Source organism: Cutibacterium sp. 37298 (assembly GCF_023838685.1).
Lineage (GTDB): Bacteria > Actinomycetota > Actinomycetes > Propionibacteriales > Propionibacteriaceae > Cutibacterium > Cutibacterium acnes.
The window spans coordinates 701342-717002 of record NZ_JAJNRJ010000002.1 but is presented as its reverse complement, the minus strand read 5'-3'; the positions used below and the strand labels follow the sequence as shown (position 1 = coordinate 717002).

At 59.4% G+C, this 15661-nt stretch carries 16 protein-coding genes; 4 read left to right on the top strand and 12 right to left on the bottom strand.

Annotated features, from left to right (window positions below; genetic code table 11):
• Positions 1 to 38: 38 nt before the first annotated feature.
• The 5 genes from LRP59_RS07820 to LRP59_RS07800 form a co-directional block, all read right to left on the bottom strand.
• The gene (locus LRP59_RS07820; protein ID WP_002513981.1) at positions 39 to 2477 is read right to left on the bottom strand and encodes a hypothetical protein; all 2439 of its coding nucleotides are present in this window, start codon (positions 2475 to 2477) and stop codon (positions 39 to 41) included.
• Positions 2474 to 3148 (bottom strand): ABC transporter ATP-binding protein, encoded by a 675-nt coding sequence (locus LRP59_RS07815; RefSeq protein WP_014604515.1) that lies wholly within the window; start codon positions 3146 to 3148, stop codon positions 2474 to 2476. The genes LRP59_RS07820 and LRP59_RS07815 overlap by 4 nt, the downstream gene beginning before the upstream one ends.
• Before the next feature lie 73 nt (positions 3149 to 3221).
• Positions 3222 to 3473: a peptidase inhibitor family I36 protein gene (locus LRP59_RS07810; RefSeq protein WP_225070436.1), complete on the bottom strand. Its 252-nt coding sequence runs from the start codon at positions 3471 to 3473 to the stop codon at positions 3222 to 3224.
• A 1026-nt stretch (positions 3474 to 4499) separates the two neighbouring features.
• Complete coding sequence (locus tag LRP59_RS07805) at positions 4500 to 5156, bottom strand: NAD(P)H-binding protein (RefSeq protein ID WP_002521870.1); 657 nt, start codon at positions 5154 to 5156, stop codon at positions 4500 to 4502.
• Positions 5157 to 5220: 64 nt separating this feature from the next.
• Positions 5221 to 6702: a GuaB1 family IMP dehydrogenase-related protein gene (locus LRP59_RS07800; RefSeq protein ID WP_032504757.1), complete on the bottom strand. Its 1482-nt coding sequence runs from the start codon at positions 6700 to 6702 to the stop codon at positions 5221 to 5223.
• Between the two features lie 38 nt (positions 6703 to 6740).
• On the opposite strand from LRP59_RS07800, the gene LRP59_RS07795 reads away from it, so the two are divergent.
• On the top strand, positions 6741 to 7058 hold the full coding sequence (locus LRP59_RS07795) for an MGMT family protein (protein ID WP_002513975.1): 318 nt from the start codon (positions 6741 to 6743) through the stop codon (positions 7056 to 7058).
• A gap of 48 nt (positions 7059 to 7106) precedes the next feature.
• On the opposite strand, the gene LRP59_RS07790 is transcribed toward LRP59_RS07795, so the two are convergent.
• From LRP59_RS07790 to LRP59_RS07775, 4 genes are read right to left on the bottom strand one after another with little or no spacing between them, the layout of a single operon-like run.
• The gene (locus tag LRP59_RS07790) at positions 7107 to 8786 is read right to left on the bottom strand and encodes a cytochrome bc complex cytochrome b subunit (protein WP_002513974.1); all 1680 of its coding nucleotides are present in this window, start codon (positions 8784 to 8786) and stop codon (positions 7107 to 7109) included.
• Positions 8786 to 9868: a ubiquinol-cytochrome c reductase iron-sulfur subunit gene (locus tag LRP59_RS07785; RefSeq protein WP_041444695.1), complete on the bottom strand. Its 1083-nt coding sequence runs from the start codon at positions 9866 to 9868 to the stop codon at positions 8786 to 8788. Before LRP59_RS07785 ends, LRP59_RS07790 begins: the two co-directional genes overlap by 1 nt.
• A complete protein-coding gene (locus LRP59_RS07780) occupies positions 9835 to 10638 on the bottom strand; it encodes a c-type cytochrome (protein ID WP_014604512.1) in 804 nt (267 codons plus the stop codon). Before LRP59_RS07780 ends, LRP59_RS07785 begins: the two co-directional genes overlap by 34 nt.
• 31 nt (positions 10639 to 10669) lie before the next feature.
• Positions 10670 to 11263, bottom strand: coding sequence for a heme-copper oxidase subunit III (locus LRP59_RS07775; RefSeq protein ID WP_002513971.1), 594 nt, complete (start codon positions 11261 to 11263; stop codon positions 10670 to 10672).
• A gap of 286 nt (positions 11264 to 11549) precedes the next feature.
• Between LRP59_RS07775 and LRP59_RS07770 the strand changes: the two genes are divergently transcribed.
• On the top strand, positions 11550 to 12059 hold the full coding sequence (locus tag LRP59_RS07770) for a response regulator transcription factor (RefSeq protein ID WP_002521865.1): 510 nt from the start codon (positions 11550 to 11552) through the stop codon (positions 12057 to 12059).
• A 110-nt stretch (positions 12060 to 12169) separates the two neighbouring features.
• Complete coding sequence (locus LRP59_RS07765; RefSeq protein WP_002513969.1) at positions 12170 to 12337, top strand: hypothetical protein; 168 nt, start codon at positions 12170 to 12172, stop codon at positions 12335 to 12337.
• On the opposite strand, the gene LRP59_RS07760 is transcribed toward LRP59_RS07765, so the two are convergent.
• The 3 genes from LRP59_RS07760 to LRP59_RS07750 form a co-directional block, all read right to left on the bottom strand.
• Entirely contained in the window at positions 12324 to 13034 is a 711-nt protein-coding gene (locus tag LRP59_RS07760; protein WP_002513968.1) for a hypothetical protein, read from the bottom strand. The two genes, LRP59_RS07765 and LRP59_RS07760, sit on opposite strands and share 14 nt — an antisense overlap.
• Before the next feature lie 9 nt (positions 13035 to 13043).
• Complete coding sequence (locus LRP59_RS07755; RefSeq protein WP_002515220.1) at positions 13044 to 13523, bottom strand: hypothetical protein; 480 nt, start codon at positions 13521 to 13523, stop codon at positions 13044 to 13046.
• Between the two features lie 294 nt (positions 13524 to 13817).
• On the bottom strand, positions 13818 to 14933 hold the full coding sequence (locus tag LRP59_RS07750; protein ID WP_002513966.1) for a DUF5324 family protein: 1116 nt from the start codon (positions 14931 to 14933) through the stop codon (positions 13818 to 13820).
• A 182-nt stretch (positions 14934 to 15115) separates the two neighbouring features.
• Between LRP59_RS07750 and LRP59_RS07745 the strand changes: the two genes are divergently transcribed.
• Complete coding sequence (locus LRP59_RS07745; RefSeq protein WP_002513965.1) at positions 15116 to 15628, top strand: peptidylprolyl isomerase; 513 nt, start codon at positions 15116 to 15118, stop codon at positions 15626 to 15628.
• Positions 15629 to 15661: the final 33 nt, after the last annotated feature.

Genomic DNA, 15661 nt, shown 5'->3' with positions numbered 1-15661 from the left:
CCACGGATCAGACCGCGGCGGCGATGTCCGTGTTTGGGCTAGATCAGGGCATCGACGGTACGCTCTCGTGCCCTGATCGCGCGGAGCCCTGCTAAAGGGGACAACACAATCAGTAGTCCAAGCCCGGCACACCACAGGATGACCCAATCTTTCGGCACCCATAATGTGAAGGACTCAGACAGGCTTTGCCCGACCACGACCGGAACGATGGCCAGGACGCTCGCGATGACGGAGCACAATCCGACCAGAAGCATGCTTTCGAGGATGGGGATCATTGCCCCCAGCCGTTTCGGGAGTCCTATGGCGAGTAGCTGCCGGCTCTGATTTCGTGCAATGTGTCCCAATGACGCGGAAACGCTGGCGGTGATACCCGCTGCGATGATGACGAGGGTAAGGCACACCGTCCACCAAGCGAACGGCATCTGAGGAGGTTCCGGTTCCACGTGGTAGGTGAGTAGCTGTGGATCGAGGCCTTGGCGGTGGACATAGTTGACGGCTTGAGTGATGTCGCTTTTCTGGACCCCCGTGTATACCCACTGGTGTGGTATCGATTGGGCTCGGATTCGGTCTAGGGTCCCTTTCACAATGACGCCGCCATAGATGTATGCCCATGTCGGGTTGACCTCGACCCGGCTGGATGGGATTGCGGCCTGGCGGCCATCGTCTAGGGCGAGGATTGTCTTTGCTGGGCCATCTGAAAATGACAGCATGAAACTGTTATTGAGATGTGCTCGCTCCTCGGTCGTGAGCTTCATATTCAGTACTCGTTCGGCGTCTTCCGGGGATGATACGACCATGACGGCCCGCGCGGTTCCGGAGTGATGGTTCGACGTGATCTCGCCACTGAGCATGTCGACCTTGACGGCACGCTTCATGCCGGTCGCAGTCTGCACGCTTCGGGGAAGGTCTTTTGGTACAGGGTTGCCATCTGGCGATTGCAGGATCAAGGTGTCCGGTGGGGCCATGCTCAGCGCCGCCGTTGACTGCTGGTATGAGGTCATGATGACGTTGACACTGGCAGGGATCACCAGGCATAGACACAACGCTGACCCCATGATCCGAATTCGTGCATCGTTGAAGTGCAGCGTCTTTACGGCCAGCAGGCCAGCGGGTGTTGGAAGCTTGACGACCGAGATGATTCCGGAAATGAGATCGGGCATGAGGAGGACGGCTCCGGATGAGACGAAGATGGCGCCATGCATGACGTCGTCGAGTTGGGTCCGGTTTTGGAGTGCGAATAGTCCGCCGATAATGAGAAGGACACCAGCCACTCGCCTGACCCACCGTAGCGTTGTTGCCGCCCGGGCATGGTGCGGCGTTGTCCTGTTTCGCCCATCAGCCCGCGGGCCGGTCAGTGGAATGGCCGCGATACTCATGGCGACAGTGAGTGCCAGGAGTGTCACGGCTAATGGGGCGATCGACACCGGTGGGCTGATGGGTTGTGTGAGTAGGTGAGGCACCAGGAATCTGCGAAGGGCCATTCCGAGTATCCAGCCTCCACATACACCTACCGACCATGCCGCCAGACAGATGGCGAGGACCGAGCCGAGTGCGGACGCGAGCGTTGCCGATAGCGGGATCCCCAGTTTCAGCATTGATTGCCGCTGTGCGCGGATGGATGTGGCGATCCTAGCCATCACGGTGAGTTGGACGGCACCTGTGAGCAAAAGGCAAGGGATCATCACGAGATAAGGGCTTCGAGAGGCCAACGATACCTGGGGGCTTGCGGAGATCTTTGCTCCATCACGGCTGGATGTGACAAGTGAGTCAGTCGGAGTCCCGTACAGCGTGCTGAATAAGGGTATGGCGGTGCTGAGCGGCAGACCATCCCAGACGTATTCCACGATGGGCGACAGTGACGGGTATCCTTTGGATGCTGCGGCAGACATGGATTTCCAACCGCTCGCGGCGCCGATGGCCACCAAAGCGTCTGTGGCGTAGGCATCGTGAAATGTCCCCACGACCCGCAATCGTGAGGTGTCGGAGAAGACGTGGATGCGACTGGGGTCGTGGAGACGTGCGGCCAAAGGCTCGGACAGGGCAACTTCTCCCGGACTGGAGGGCCAATGGCCAGCGGTCAGGTGATATCGCGATGCGGGTGAGCCCGAGGCCCATTCCATGTATTGAATTCGATCGTGGAAACCTGTCGACAATCCGGTGGTACGAAGGCCGTCAATTTGGAAGCTGGAACCAGTGGTGATGACGGATATGTTCCGTGCCCCGGATTTTCTCAGTCGATCGATTACCGTGCCCTGGGCAGGGTGCAGAGTTGTTTGTGCCTGGCTGATGGTGATGGATGCGTCATGACCATCCAGGTAACTAATTCTTTTCTGTGAACCAGTGAGGGCGAAGGATGACAGCGTCAGATACAGGGCGATGAAGCAAGCAATCACCACTGCGAATGGACATGACAAATTGATACGGTGCTTGTTTCGCGTCCAGATGTGGAATGTCTGGGCCGTTAGTCTTCTGTTCATGCGACGATTTGCCCGTCCAGGAGGGTGGTGACGGAGTCGCAGTGCTTCATGGCGAGTGGATCGTGTGTGGCCACGATGACGCACATCTGGTTGTCGTGTGCGAGGTCTCCCAGCAGCTCGAAGAGCCCTTCGGACGTCGTGGAGTCGAGCGCCCCAGTTGGCTCGTCGGCAAGGAGGATGTGTTGCCCGCTGGCCAGTGCCCGCGCAACCCCGACGCGTTGCCGTTGGCCACCCGAGACCTCGCCGGGGTGGCGTCTGCCCAATGACTCGATTCCTAGTTTTCGCATGGCTTCGTGGGCGATTTCAGTGGCATCGGACTTCGATGTGCCCTGCGCCCACAGGGGTAGCGCAATATTCTCGGTATTGGTCAACTCAGCGATGAGGTTGTCGTCCTGGAAGATGACGGCGATGTGGCGTAATCGAAATTGGGCTCTGCTCGCCTCGCTCTGATCAGATACGGTGACGCCTTCTGCGTAGACGGACCCCGAATCTGGGGTATCCAGACCAGCTAGGAGATTGATGAGGGTGCTTTTTCCTGATCCGCTTTCTCCCATGAGAAGGTGCACTCCAGAATGGGTGAAAGATACGCTGACGTTGTTGATCGCATGGACTCGGGTACTGCCTGATATGAACGTTTTGGACAGCGATTCCCCGCTGACTGTGGGATTCATATGATTCTTGCCTTTGTGTGATGAGGCGGGACGGCGCGCGTGCTGGTAGCTACGCACGCCGCCCCTCTTGCTATTAGCAGGATCCGTTCGTTGCCCACGAGGTCAGTTCATCATCATCCCAAGTGTTGATGTCGTTGTCCGACCGGTAGGCGAGCATGGTTACGCAACGACCCTTGCCGTCGGCATCATGGTACCAACGCGCATTGGTGCCTGACTTGTTTTCATATGACGACATAATGTCATTATTTTTGCTACTGACATTCATAATGCCGAGGCCAGCGCGTCGGTATCCCATGAGGCCAACGAAATTATTGTCCTCGTAGATACAAACCTGTTTGGAGGGGCAAAGGTTACTCCCTGCGTTCGCTTGGCTTGCCAAGCTCACGGGGATCACCACGGTCAATCCCGCGACAATAGTCGCGACCTTCTTGTTTCATTATTTTTCCCTATCTGTGGAATAGGATGGGCCTATCGCCCGACTGGTTGGGCGGCAACGTCCAACGCTGAGATAAACAGTATCCGATGGAACCGTGGCTGGTCAAGAAGGGTGATGACACTCAGGTAAATTCACGGAAGCGAGGAGTCATATTACATATATTTTTATCACGAACCCTTCGTACGGCCACCGTGGGGTGTGCGTAATAACACGAGGCTGTCAGGGCGTGCCAGGCATTCTGTGTAAATGGATCGGGCTTTTTAGCGATTGGGGAATCGATCAGGGTAGTTGAGCGCGAACCTCTATAAGGTTGCGGACCGGCCTTGGATTGTCTCTTCTTCCGGTGGCACGTTCGATGAGTTTGCTCGAAGATCTGCATCGACCTCGCCATTGATGGATTCCCGTGCAGCTAGACTTTCTCCCAGTCATCCTCGACCACCTACACAGACTGTGTGACACGACCGGCGGGACCGATCCAGTTGCCAAGCGATCTGAGGTACCTCCAGTGTTCGCTTCGTCACTTGTCGATGTGGTCGTCCTCATTCGACGCCATCTGCCGAAATCGCGCAGTTAAGGATGTGCAATCCCTTTCGTGTCTGGCCTGAACGTCGACACGGTAAGGGTTGCACGTCCGTTGAGAACCTAGGAATGCTATGAACGTGTTCGTTTCCTAAGCCCATGGTGCGTTAGACAAGTATGCAGTTAGCATCTGTAGATGCTTTGGGTCTTGGGTATTGGCTGACCCCGACAAGCACGTGACGTTCTGATGACACAGCGCGCTACGGGCCCTGCATAAGCTCAGGCTGGACGTCTCAGATCAGCCGGTATTGCGGAATCGTGGGAATGCCGAAGCCCCGATGGTTAACGATGCCGAGACCTGCCGCCTACCGAACGACAATGATGTCGTGGGGGAGACTAGAACGCCTCGGCAATGGGCGTTGGCCCGTCACAGAACCGAATGAACTTGCCCGCTGTGGCGTCGTCGTCAAGGCATGCTAGAGCGGCCTGTGCGACCGTTTCACGCGAGACTGTGGTGCCAGCGTATTCCTCGCCCTCGGTGAGGATCCGCACGCCCGAGGCCGGATCATGACTCAGCGTCACCGGCCCAAGGATGGTCCACCGAATCGATGAGTCCATGGTGTGACGGTCAGCGGCTGCTTTGGCGTCGGCGTAGGGGAAGAAAGAGTTGTCGGAGGGCACACCGTGGTTCGGGCTGCCGCACCAGGACACAAGCACAAAACGCGGACCGTGAGGGGACCGTCCGATAGCGTCAACGAGGGCGGTACACGCGTCGCGGTCGACAGCGTACGTGTCTTCTGGCGCACCCTTACCACCGGCTCCTGCCGACCACACCACAGCGTCGTGGTTACTGATGAGGTCGTCCCACTGTGAAGGGCGCAAGGTAGTGACGTCCGCCACGACCGGGTTACCTCCCCACGAGGTGACGTCGTGTGCCTGGTCGTTGCGTCGGATGATCGAGTCGACCTGACGTCCCTGAGATGCGGTGAGTTGGGTGAAGTGCTTGGCCACGTGTCCGTGGCCTCCAATCACGAGAATCCGATGTGCTGTCATGGAGGCCACACTAGGACCGGATGGTTCGGGTTGGAGGTCACATATAGACACGTTCGCCGTGGGCTCACGTCCAGCTGCGTTGCAGCGGGCGGCCCTCCTCGTACCCAGAGGGCGACTGCACACCAATCACGGCCTTCTCATGAAATTCCGTGAGATTAGCAGCTCCGGCGTAGGTGCATGAGGAACGTACCCCGGAGGTGATGAAATCGACAAGGTCCTCGACGCCAGGGCGCTGGGGATCCAGGTACATCTTGGACTGGGAAATCCCCTCCTCGAAGAGGGCGGCGCGGGCTCGCTCGAAAGCACTGCGTTCACGGGTACGGTGACGCACGGCGCGAGCCGAGGCCATGCCGAAGGACTCCTTGTACATCCGGCCATCGTGGTCGATAAGCATGGCCCCGGTCGATTCGTGGGTACCTGCGAACCACGAGCCAATCATGACCGACCCGGCGCCTGCAGCAAGGGCAAGAGCAACATCGCGGGGGTGACGCACCCCACCGTCAGCCCAGACGGCACCATCAACCTCAGCAGCAGCCTCGGCGCACTCCAACACTGCCGAAAACTGCGGACGCCCCACCCCGGTCTGCATCCGAGTGGTGCACATGGCGCCCGGTCCGACGCCGACCTTGATGATGTCCGCACCCGCCTCCAGCAGATCGAGGGTGCCGCTGCGGGTAACGATATTGCCGGCGACGATGGAAACTCGTCGGCCAGTCTTCGTTTCAAAAGCTGTGCGGGCCTCATCGGCGATCCCGATAGCGCGAATCATCTGGTCCTGGTGGCCATGAGCGGTGTCCATGACGAGCACGTCTGAACCGGACTGCAGGGCATTGCGGGCGCGTTCGGCGACGTCACCGTTAATGCCAATTGCGGTGCCGATCATGAGGTGTCCGTCCGGATCCACAGCAGGACGATAGATCTCGGTGCGTAGGGCACCTCGTGACGTCATAATGCCAACGAGAAGACCGTTTTCGTCAACAGCTACCGCGACCTTCTGATGCCGCTCTGCAAGGGTCTGGAAAACGTCGTCTGGGCTTGCTTGTGGACCAACCAAGGTGAGGTCGGTTGTCATGCTCTCATGGCATTGAGCGAATCGGTCTACACCCTCAGCCTCGATGGGGGAGACTAAACCAACCGGACGATGATCTTCAACGACAAGGACGACGCCGTGAGCGCGCTTGTTGAGCAAGTTCATGGCCTCACCGACAGTCGTTGTCGGGTTGACGGTGACTGGGGTGTCGAATCGAGTATGCGCATCTTTGACGCGCCGAATGGACCGGGCGACGAAAACCGCCGGGATATCTTGGGGCAGAACAGCAATGCCTCCGCGCCTGGCGATGGTCTCTGCCATGCGACGTCCGGAAATTGCGGTCATATTGGCCACTACGAGGGGCAGAGGAGTGCCTAGCCCGTCTGTTGACGTGAGGTCGACGTTCATGCGGGACCCCACCGAGGAACGGTTTGGTGCCATGAAGACGTCGTTATACGTCAGGTCGTAGTTCGGCTGCTCGTTGAGAAAACGCACGTAGCCATTGTCCCACGTCACTATCCTCGGGTCATGCCGCGACGCGGCAAACTAGAACCATGACCTCGACGGTGGACGACGTGCTCGCGGCAGTAGAAGCTCTGCCCGCCGGTACCGTAGTGTCCTATTCCGATGTTGCCCAACTCGTGGGCACGTCGCCGCGGCGGGTCGGCACGATCATGGCGTGTGAGGGTCAGGAAGTGGACTGGTGGCGGGTCACGACTGTTCGGGGGACTCTCCCTGAACACCTTATGGCTCACGCTCGTCAGCATTGGGACGAAGAGGGCCTTGGCGGGGGAACGACGATGCTTCGTGACCATGCGCCCGACCCAGCCGAGTGGGAGCGTAACTGGCAGCAGTTACGTGGCCGGATATGACGCAGGCCCCCATAGCGACAGGGCCTCCGCGCTAGGTAGAGCGGGGGGTCAGTCGGCGATCTCTGCCCGGGGGGCGGAGTCGCCGGAGCCGATCTCGGCGTGACAACGGGCTGCCTCCAGTTCTTCACGGGTTACTTTGGGGACGTTGTCACCGAGGAACCACTTCATCCAGCGAGCACGCTTCTTGCTGACCTTACGACCACGATCATCGATCGAGCCGGCAGTAAGGATGGGGTAGGTCTTTTGCTGAGTGAGGGTCCAGGCCTCATTGTCGCTGACCGGTACGTGGGCCTCGTGGAATGCACCATTAGGTTCGCGAATGATTTCGCCGGAGGGCGACCCGAGGAGTAGGCGCTGGCGGTCTGCTCGCTGCAGGGCTACGCAGATGCGCTTGGTGATCTGGTAGGTGATGATCGGGACGACGAAGATCGCACCACGCATGAAGTATGTGATCGAGTTCAGCGATAGGTGGAAGTGGGTCGCGATAATGTCGTTGGCCCCTGAGAGCCAGAACATGGCGTAGCAACTCATGGCGGCGACGCCGAGTGCGGTACGAGTCGGGACGTTGCGCGGGCGGTCGAGCAGGTGGTGCTCAGACTCGTCACCGGTGATCCACTTTTCAACGAAGGGCCATGCGACCAGCAGGGTGAACAACACGCCCATGAGGCACACGCCGGGAAGGAAAATGTTCCAGCTCCAGGTGGTATGACCGATGTGCCATTCCCAGTTAGGGGTGATACGTACCGCGCCTTCAAGCCAGCCCATGTACCAGTCGGGTTGGGACCCGGCCGTTACCTCACCTGGGTTATAGGGACCGAATTTCCAGACCGGGTTGATCTGAAGGAAGGTGCCCATGAGAGTCAACACGCCAAAGACCACGAAAAAGAAACCGCCAGCCTTGGCCGCGTACACCGGAAACAGCGGGTAACCCACGACATTCTTCTCGGTACGTCCGGGGCCCGGGTACTGAGTGTGCTTGTGGTAGACGACCAGCGCGAGGTGGGCGGCCACTAGTCCCAGGAGCAGGGCTGGGATGAGCAGGATGTGCACCATGTACAGGCGGGGGACAATTGCAGTGCCCGGGAACTCGCCGTTGAAGACGAAGAACTCAACCCAGGTGCCTACTAGCGGGATGGCGCGCATTAGACCATCGGCGAACCGGAGGCCAGTGCCGGACAGCAGGTCATCGGGTAGCGAGTAGCCGGCGAAGCCCTCGACCATGGCCAGCATGAACAGGCCTAGGCCGATCAACCAGTTGATCTCACGGGGTTTGCGGAAGGCACCGGTAAAGAAGATACGCAGCATGTGCACAGTGGCCGCTGCCACGAAGAGAATGGCGGCCCAGTGGTGGATCTGACGAATTAACAGGCCACCACGCACCTCGAAGGAAAGGTCCAGAGTGGAGGCGAAGGCCTCCGACATGGGCGTTCCCTTGAGTAGCTGATATGGGCCGGTGTAGTCGACCTCGGCCATTGACGGTTTGAACCAGATGGTCAGGAATACACCTGTGAGCAACAGAACAACAAACGAGTACAAGGCAATCTCGCCCAGTAGGAATGACCAATGGTCAGGGAAAACCTTGCGCAGATTTTCCTTACCCATCTTGGCCAGACCCAGACGGTCGTCGTGCCAGTTGACGATCCGTATCCCGCGACCCGATGGCTTGTCATCAGCCGTTGCGGTGCGCAGGGTGGGTGATTCTTCGGCGATGCCAGTTGGCCGGGCCATCAGTTGTCACCCTTCTTGTAGTCGTGACGAGAATCTCGTTCAAAGTAAGACGGGCCCACCGGAACGGTGAAGTCGCTTCGAGCGACCAGGTACCCCTTGTCGTCAACGGTGATGGGTAGCTGTGGCAGTGAGCGTCCGGCAGGGCCGAAGACGACAACACCGGAGTCACTCAGGTCGAAGGTTGACTGGTGGCAGGGGCACAGCAGATGATGCGTCTGCTGCTCCCAGAGGTTGACAGGACAACCGACGTGGGTGCAGATCTTGGAATACGACAGGATGCCACCGACCTGCCAGTCCTTACGGGACTCAGGAATCTTGATGGAGTCAGGATCCATCCGGACGATGAGAATGGCAGCCTTGGCCTTTGCGCGTTGGAACTCAACTCGCTCAAGCTCCTTGAGGTTCTCGGGCTCAGCGTTGACGAGCTGGCCGATCTCTAGATCGGAGGCCTTGATGGGCTGGTAGGTGACGTCGTTGACCAGCCGCACACCTTCGGCCCAGATGGTCCGTTCGATCGTCGCGCGACGAGTTCCCGGTCCAGGCCTGGGACCCAGGTCAGCGAGGGTGACGATAGCCGGTACGGCCATGATGCCGATGGCGCCGCCGAGAGCTCCACCGATGAGTTTACGTCGAGAAAGTCCCGACTGTTCAGCGCCAATACGCCACTGTTTGGCGAACTCCTTACGATCAGCGGCATCGGAATTGACCGGATGCCGCTCCTGGATGATCTCTTCGTCACCCATGATCTGCTTGGCCCAGTGGATGCACGCGATGCCAATGAATAGCACCGCGAGCCCTGCACACAGGCCCAGTCCGAAGGTAGAGGCGTTCATGTACAACGGACCGATTTCGACGGTCGCGTCACGCGGGACCGCGAAGTACACGACGACGAACGCAATAGCGAGGATTGGGACCAGGCCGAGGAGGGTCAATACCTGTCGGTAAGCGCGGTTTCCGGCCTTTGGATTAGCGTCGGTGTAACGCTCAACATGGGGTTCGACCCCCGGGTTGTCGACCGGCAAGTCATCGCGTTCGGTGTATTTATCGCTCACTTCGCGCGAGCCCCCTTCCGTGCCAGCCATCCAGCGATCAGGACCAGGCCGCCGATGCCAACGATCCAACCGAACAGGCCTTCGGTGACCGGACCGATACCGCCAAGGGCAAAGCCGCCATTATTGGGTTCGCTATGAGTGGTCTGCAGGTAGCCGATGATTTCGCGGGCGTCCTGATCGGTAATGACGGACTTGGAGAACACCGGCATCTGTTGCGGGCCAGTGCGCATAGCTTCGTAGATGTGCTTGTTGGAAGTCTTCATGAGAGAGGGGGCATAAGCACCCTCGGGGAGGGCGCCACCGCGACCCTCGATGTTGTGGCAGGCCGAACAGTTAGTCTTGAACAGTTCAGCACCTCGAGCTAGTTCCTCAGCCTTCAAGTTTGAGGTATTGAGGCTCTGGGAGGAGGGGACCTTCGGTCCGGGAGCGAGGGAAGCAACGTATGCGCCAACTGAGGCAGTCTCCTCGTCAGTGAACTTCGTCTTCTTTGATGGGGCCTGGGCCTCGGGGCGCGCGATCGGCATACGGCCAGTACCCATTTGGAAGTCAACTGCGGCTGCGCCTACACCGGCCAAAGACGGGCCCTGAGTGGTGCCCTCGCCGTTCAAGCCGTGGCAAGACGAGCAGTTCTGCTGGAAGATTTCCTTGCCCCGGGCTACCTGGGCTGACGCATTCGTATCCGCGCGGCCAGAGGCCGAAGGACTGACGAAGGCGTACACGCACCCCACCAGAACCAAGGCCAGCAGCAACAGTACGGGTTTAGCTGCCCGGCTGTGCCGTTTCGTGGAGAGGAATCTCATCACCACAGTCACCTTTCTTGGAGTAGGGGCGTCAGCGCACGATGTAGATCACCGAGAACAGGATGATCCACACGACGTCAACGAAGTGCCAGTAATAGGAAACGACCATTGCCGTGACTGCTTGCTCGTGGGTGAACCGCCGAGCCATGTAGGTGCGGGTAAGGGTGAACAAGAACAGAACCAAACCGCCAGTTACGTGCAAGCCGTGGAAACCGGTAGCGATGAAAAAGGCCGAGAAATAGACGCTCGAGGAGATGGTGTGGCCTTCACCGATGAGAGTGATGTACTCCGCGAGCTGTCCAGCGATGAACACCGCGCCCATAATGAAGGTCAGGGTGTACCACTCGCGCATGCCCCAAGAGGTGATCGCTCCAAGACCTTTGGCGCGCTTAACTTGGCCATGCTCAGCGGTGTGAACGCCCATCTGACAGGTAACCGAGGACAACACCAGGATCAGGGTGTTGATGGCGGCGGCCCCCACTGTGAGGTGAGAGGACTCGCTCTGCCAAAGGGTCTGCTGACCTGCTGTGGCCATGTCGCTGGTTGTTTGGCGAATCATGAAATACGCCGCGAAGAGTGCAGCGAAGAACATGAGTTCGCTGGCCAGCCACACCCAGACACCCATAGGTAGGGCATCGGGACGACCTGTCGGCGCGTTAAGTCGTGTCGGCGCGATCGGATGGATGGCTCCCGTCGGTCGTTGTGAAGTCTGCGCTGAAGTGGCCACGGCCTCATTATGGCTGGAAATGTGTCATTGGTCATGCTGTTTCGCTGTTCCAGTTTGATTCGGAGTTGACTGAAAGGGTTTAGATGGCACAATGTGGTGACTTACCTACTTTCGTGATACCGCTTGTCTCAGTAGGCAGGACGGTGCTGAGCGCAGAGATAGCCCTCAGGCTGTAGCATCTGCCATGTTGCATCCGGTCGTGACCGAGATGTCAGTCCCACGCCTTCGAGGGAAAGGACCGCTCATGGGCGACAAACACGGGGAGCTGTCGGGCGCTCTCAAGGTTCTCGTCTATTCTGACGATCACACTGTCCGCGAGCAGGTGAAGGTCGCTTTGACCGGGATGATTGCTCCGGACCTTCCGCGTGCCGAGGTCGTTGAGACAGCTACTCAGGCCTCGGTGGTTGACGCCGTGAGTAGTGGTCATTACGACGTTCTGATCGCTGATGGCGAATCTGCTCCTTACGGTGGGATGGGTGTGTGCCATCAGCTCAAGGACGAGGTTGACAATTGCCCGCCCGTCGTCTTGCTGGTGGCTCGCGTCGCGGACGCCTGGTTGGCGTCCTGGTCCCATGCAGACGCCATCGCGACCCACCCTGTTGATCCGGTGGCGTTGCCTCAGACGGTGGCTTCAGTGATTCGTGGCATTCGTGGCGATGCCGCTGAGCCGCGTGAGACTGCCGGGCACCACTGAGTCCCCTGAGGTGACAAGCCCCCGCTGAACAAACCATGTAGCTCGAAAGAGGTCCGTGTTCGAGGTTCCGCGTTGATGAATTCACCTGGGCTGACCTACTAGCCGATCTCGTGGCCAGGCGTGACGTCGTGCTGCTCAACACTGCTGCAGACGGCCTGCAGGTTGATGACGGCGTCGTTCCACAGCTTGCCCAGAGGTTGGAGCGTGCCGCTCAATCGATTGATTCGGGAGCGGCACACGACCATCTCGACCGTTGGATAGCTGCTACCCAAGGCTGATTGCTAATGCCATCCAGGGGCCCGCCCATAGGGCTGGGCCATAGGCAAATGCCGACCCCCATGGTGAGGGGCGATGTTTGCGAACAAGGGTGACGATGACGGCCACAACGGCTCCGAGGATGGTGGAGGAGAGCAAAGTCGTCATCCCGGCGCGGACGAAATCTGGGTATGGGGAGAGTACGGCCGTCGTCGCTCCCAGGAAGCCGGTGCCCGCCGCAAGCCTGACATCGCCGTATCCGAGGGATGAATTGAGTCGCCACATGAGCCAGAAGAACCCTGTTGACACTGCCGCGATCAGAACACACGCAACGAGCCACCGTGCACGTGGCGGCCGCGTCAGGACGATTCCGCCCAGGAGCGCTACCCCAGCCTCGGCGACGCAGCGACGCCATAACTTCAGTGGTAGGAAGGTCGTCGCATAATCGACGATGACCAGAGTGGTCACCGATCCCGACCAGATCCACCACACGCCCCATGCCCATGGTGGCGCGCAGACCGATGCGGCCCCGCATACGGCTGCTGTCATGGCGACGACGAAGGTATGCGTCGGAGTGGTGAGGGAGGCGTATGTGGGCTTGATTGCCAGGACCGCGTCCCCCACTTCTTCGACGGTTGGCTCGACGAGATTCGGGACCGTGACGCGTAGATGCCACAGCGCCAGGCCGCACGCCACCGCGGAGCCGAGGATGATCCACATGGGCTCGACTCACATGGACGCCATGGACTCGGCAGTGGAGAGCAGGCCGCGAGCTTCGCATGCGGCCCGACTGCGTAGTCGCGTCATCTCAGTGCACATCTGCTCTTCCCCGCTCATGAGGTTCGCGGCGTAGGACATCGTTACGTCCAGCATGGTGGCGATCTCAGCGATGTCACAGCCGGCCTTGTGGAGGGCGAGGAGCCGAGCGCGCGTGCTTCCTGCTGGCACGATGCGTTCACGTGCTGCGTTGATGTCGTCGATACTGATATGCAGGATGCGCACGGCGTCGATGACGCGGATGCGGTGAATTGGACGGTCCCCCTGGCCAGCGAGTCGTTGGACGATTCGACTGGGGACATGCGCGAGCAGGGCGACGACACGCCACGGAACGCGGCATTCATGGACGAGGGAACGGACATGGAGCGAGAAAAAGCGGGCGTCGACCCATGCAGTCGACGTCTTCGAGGACTCGAGATCCATAGTGATCATGTGACAGGCCTTTCTGTCGGTGGCTTGTGTCCGCACGATGTGGGCAGAACACTCTTCTAACCGGCATAAGTGCTGTCACGGGCACTTATCGTGACATCGATAGCGTGTTGTTATAAAACTGTTACGTATTGTGTCACTTAAAGTGATACATATCACAATTGACGCTAGGGTTTGTTCGGACTGTTTCGGAATCTGAACGTTGTCATTCCGCCCCTAATGCGCTGGCACGAAAATATGCGACGACGGGGCTCGCCACCATGGTGGCGAGCCCCGTCGAGATGGCGGGAGTGGCTCTCAGCGCTGGGCCTTGGTGAACCCGGCAGCCCGGGCAGCCTCCTCGGTGGCGAACCACACATCAGCAATGGTGCGGTCGTAACCACCCGAGCCCGGGACGTGGTACTTCATCGAGCGGTCGTTGCCCTTAATCACGTAGTTCTCGGGCGGGTTATCCCCGACGTATGAGGTGGCCTTATTGCCCTCATCCTTCGTGCCCTGTTCAGGAGCCTTGACTGCACCATCCTTGGTCGTGGTCTCGGAGCGGGCACCTTCATCAACGAAAGCAGTGGTCTCGGCGGTAGTCTCCGATGCAGCAGCAGCCGGTCCACCCTCATCGGCCATGGCGGCGACCGGGTCAGCCGGAACCGACTTGTCCTCCTTCGGCTCGGGCTTATCTGCCGGTTTGGCAACGGGCTTCGAACCGTGGCTGGTCTCGGGTTTGGGGGATGGCGTGTCCTTGAGTTTCTCGTCAGTGTTCGGGGCGGGGCTGTCGGTGTTGTCCTTATCGCCAGGGGTCCAAGAGTAGGTGACCTTGGGCTCATGAGCTGTCCAACCGTCGTCGGAAGAGCTCAGGAAGCGGCGGCTGGCCACAACTACCGCAGCAGAAATGCCGCCGAGGACGGCGAGAGTGCCGAACACCTTGCCGAATTTGCTGCGGTGCTTGGCCTTCTTGACTGATTTCGTCTCGATGCCGGCTTTGGCCGCCAGCTCGGTCGACTCGCCTTTGAGGGCTGAGAAGGCAGCCTGTCCACGGCGGGTGGCTTCCTCAACGGCTGGGTGAGAGATGACCTTCTCGGCACGCTCCTCAAGGTCAGGCAAGACATCCTTCTGGAAGGTGTCATAAGCCTGATGAAGGGCTGGAACGACCTTCTCCTGGGTGTACTCCTTCGAAGCGTCAAGGGCCTTTTTGCTAGCCTCAACAGCCTGATCAGAGAGGGGACCAAGCTTGTCCGAGATCTGATCAGTCAGGGGACCGAGCTTGTCGTTGACTTGCGCGGCCAGCGGAGCAGCCTTGTCCTGGGCGGCGGCGAGGTACGCGGCGGCGGTCTCCAGCGCCTGGGCACGCTGCTCCTTGAGCGTGCTGGGGCTGCTTGCGGCGGCGGTCTTGCGGGAAGCTTTCTTCTTGCAGGACACGGTTCCTCCAATTCGTATGGGATATGGCTCGTGATCGAGCACCTTCCACGGTATCGACCAAATGGTCCATAGACCAGAGATTCGGGGCTCAAACGGCGGCTGGCGGAATAATTCTGATCGGTTTGACGCAACAGTCAGTACTCTAGAGGGGACCACATCGTTTCTCACAGGAAGGCAGGCAGGTGGCCTCTACCGCGACTCTGCGCACCAATCACGGCGACATCGTCGTTAACCTCTTTGCCGATCAGGCTCCCAAGACTGTCGACAATTTCGTCGGTCTGGCCGGCGGCACGAAGGAGTACGTCGATCCGCACACCGGTCAGCCGACCACTGGTAAGTTCTACGACGGCTTGACCTTCCACCGCGTCATTGACGGGTTCATGATTCAGGGCGGCTGCCCGCTCGGCACCGGTACGGGCGGTCCCGGGTACCGATTCGCCGACGAGTTTCACCCAGAGCTTACTTTCTCGAAGCCCTACTTGCTGGCTATGGCCAATGCCGGTCCGGGTACCAATGGGTCCCAGTTCTTCATCACTGTGGCCCCGACGCCGCACCTCAACCGTCGTCATACCATCTTTGGTGAAGTCGCTGACGAAGAGTCCCGAAGGGTCGTCGACGAGATCGCCCAGGTCCGCACTGGCCGCATGGACCGTCCGGTCGAGCCGGTCGTTATTGAAAGCGTCGAGCTGGCCTGAGTAGCTAGCCTGGTAGGAATGGATACTGCCTCG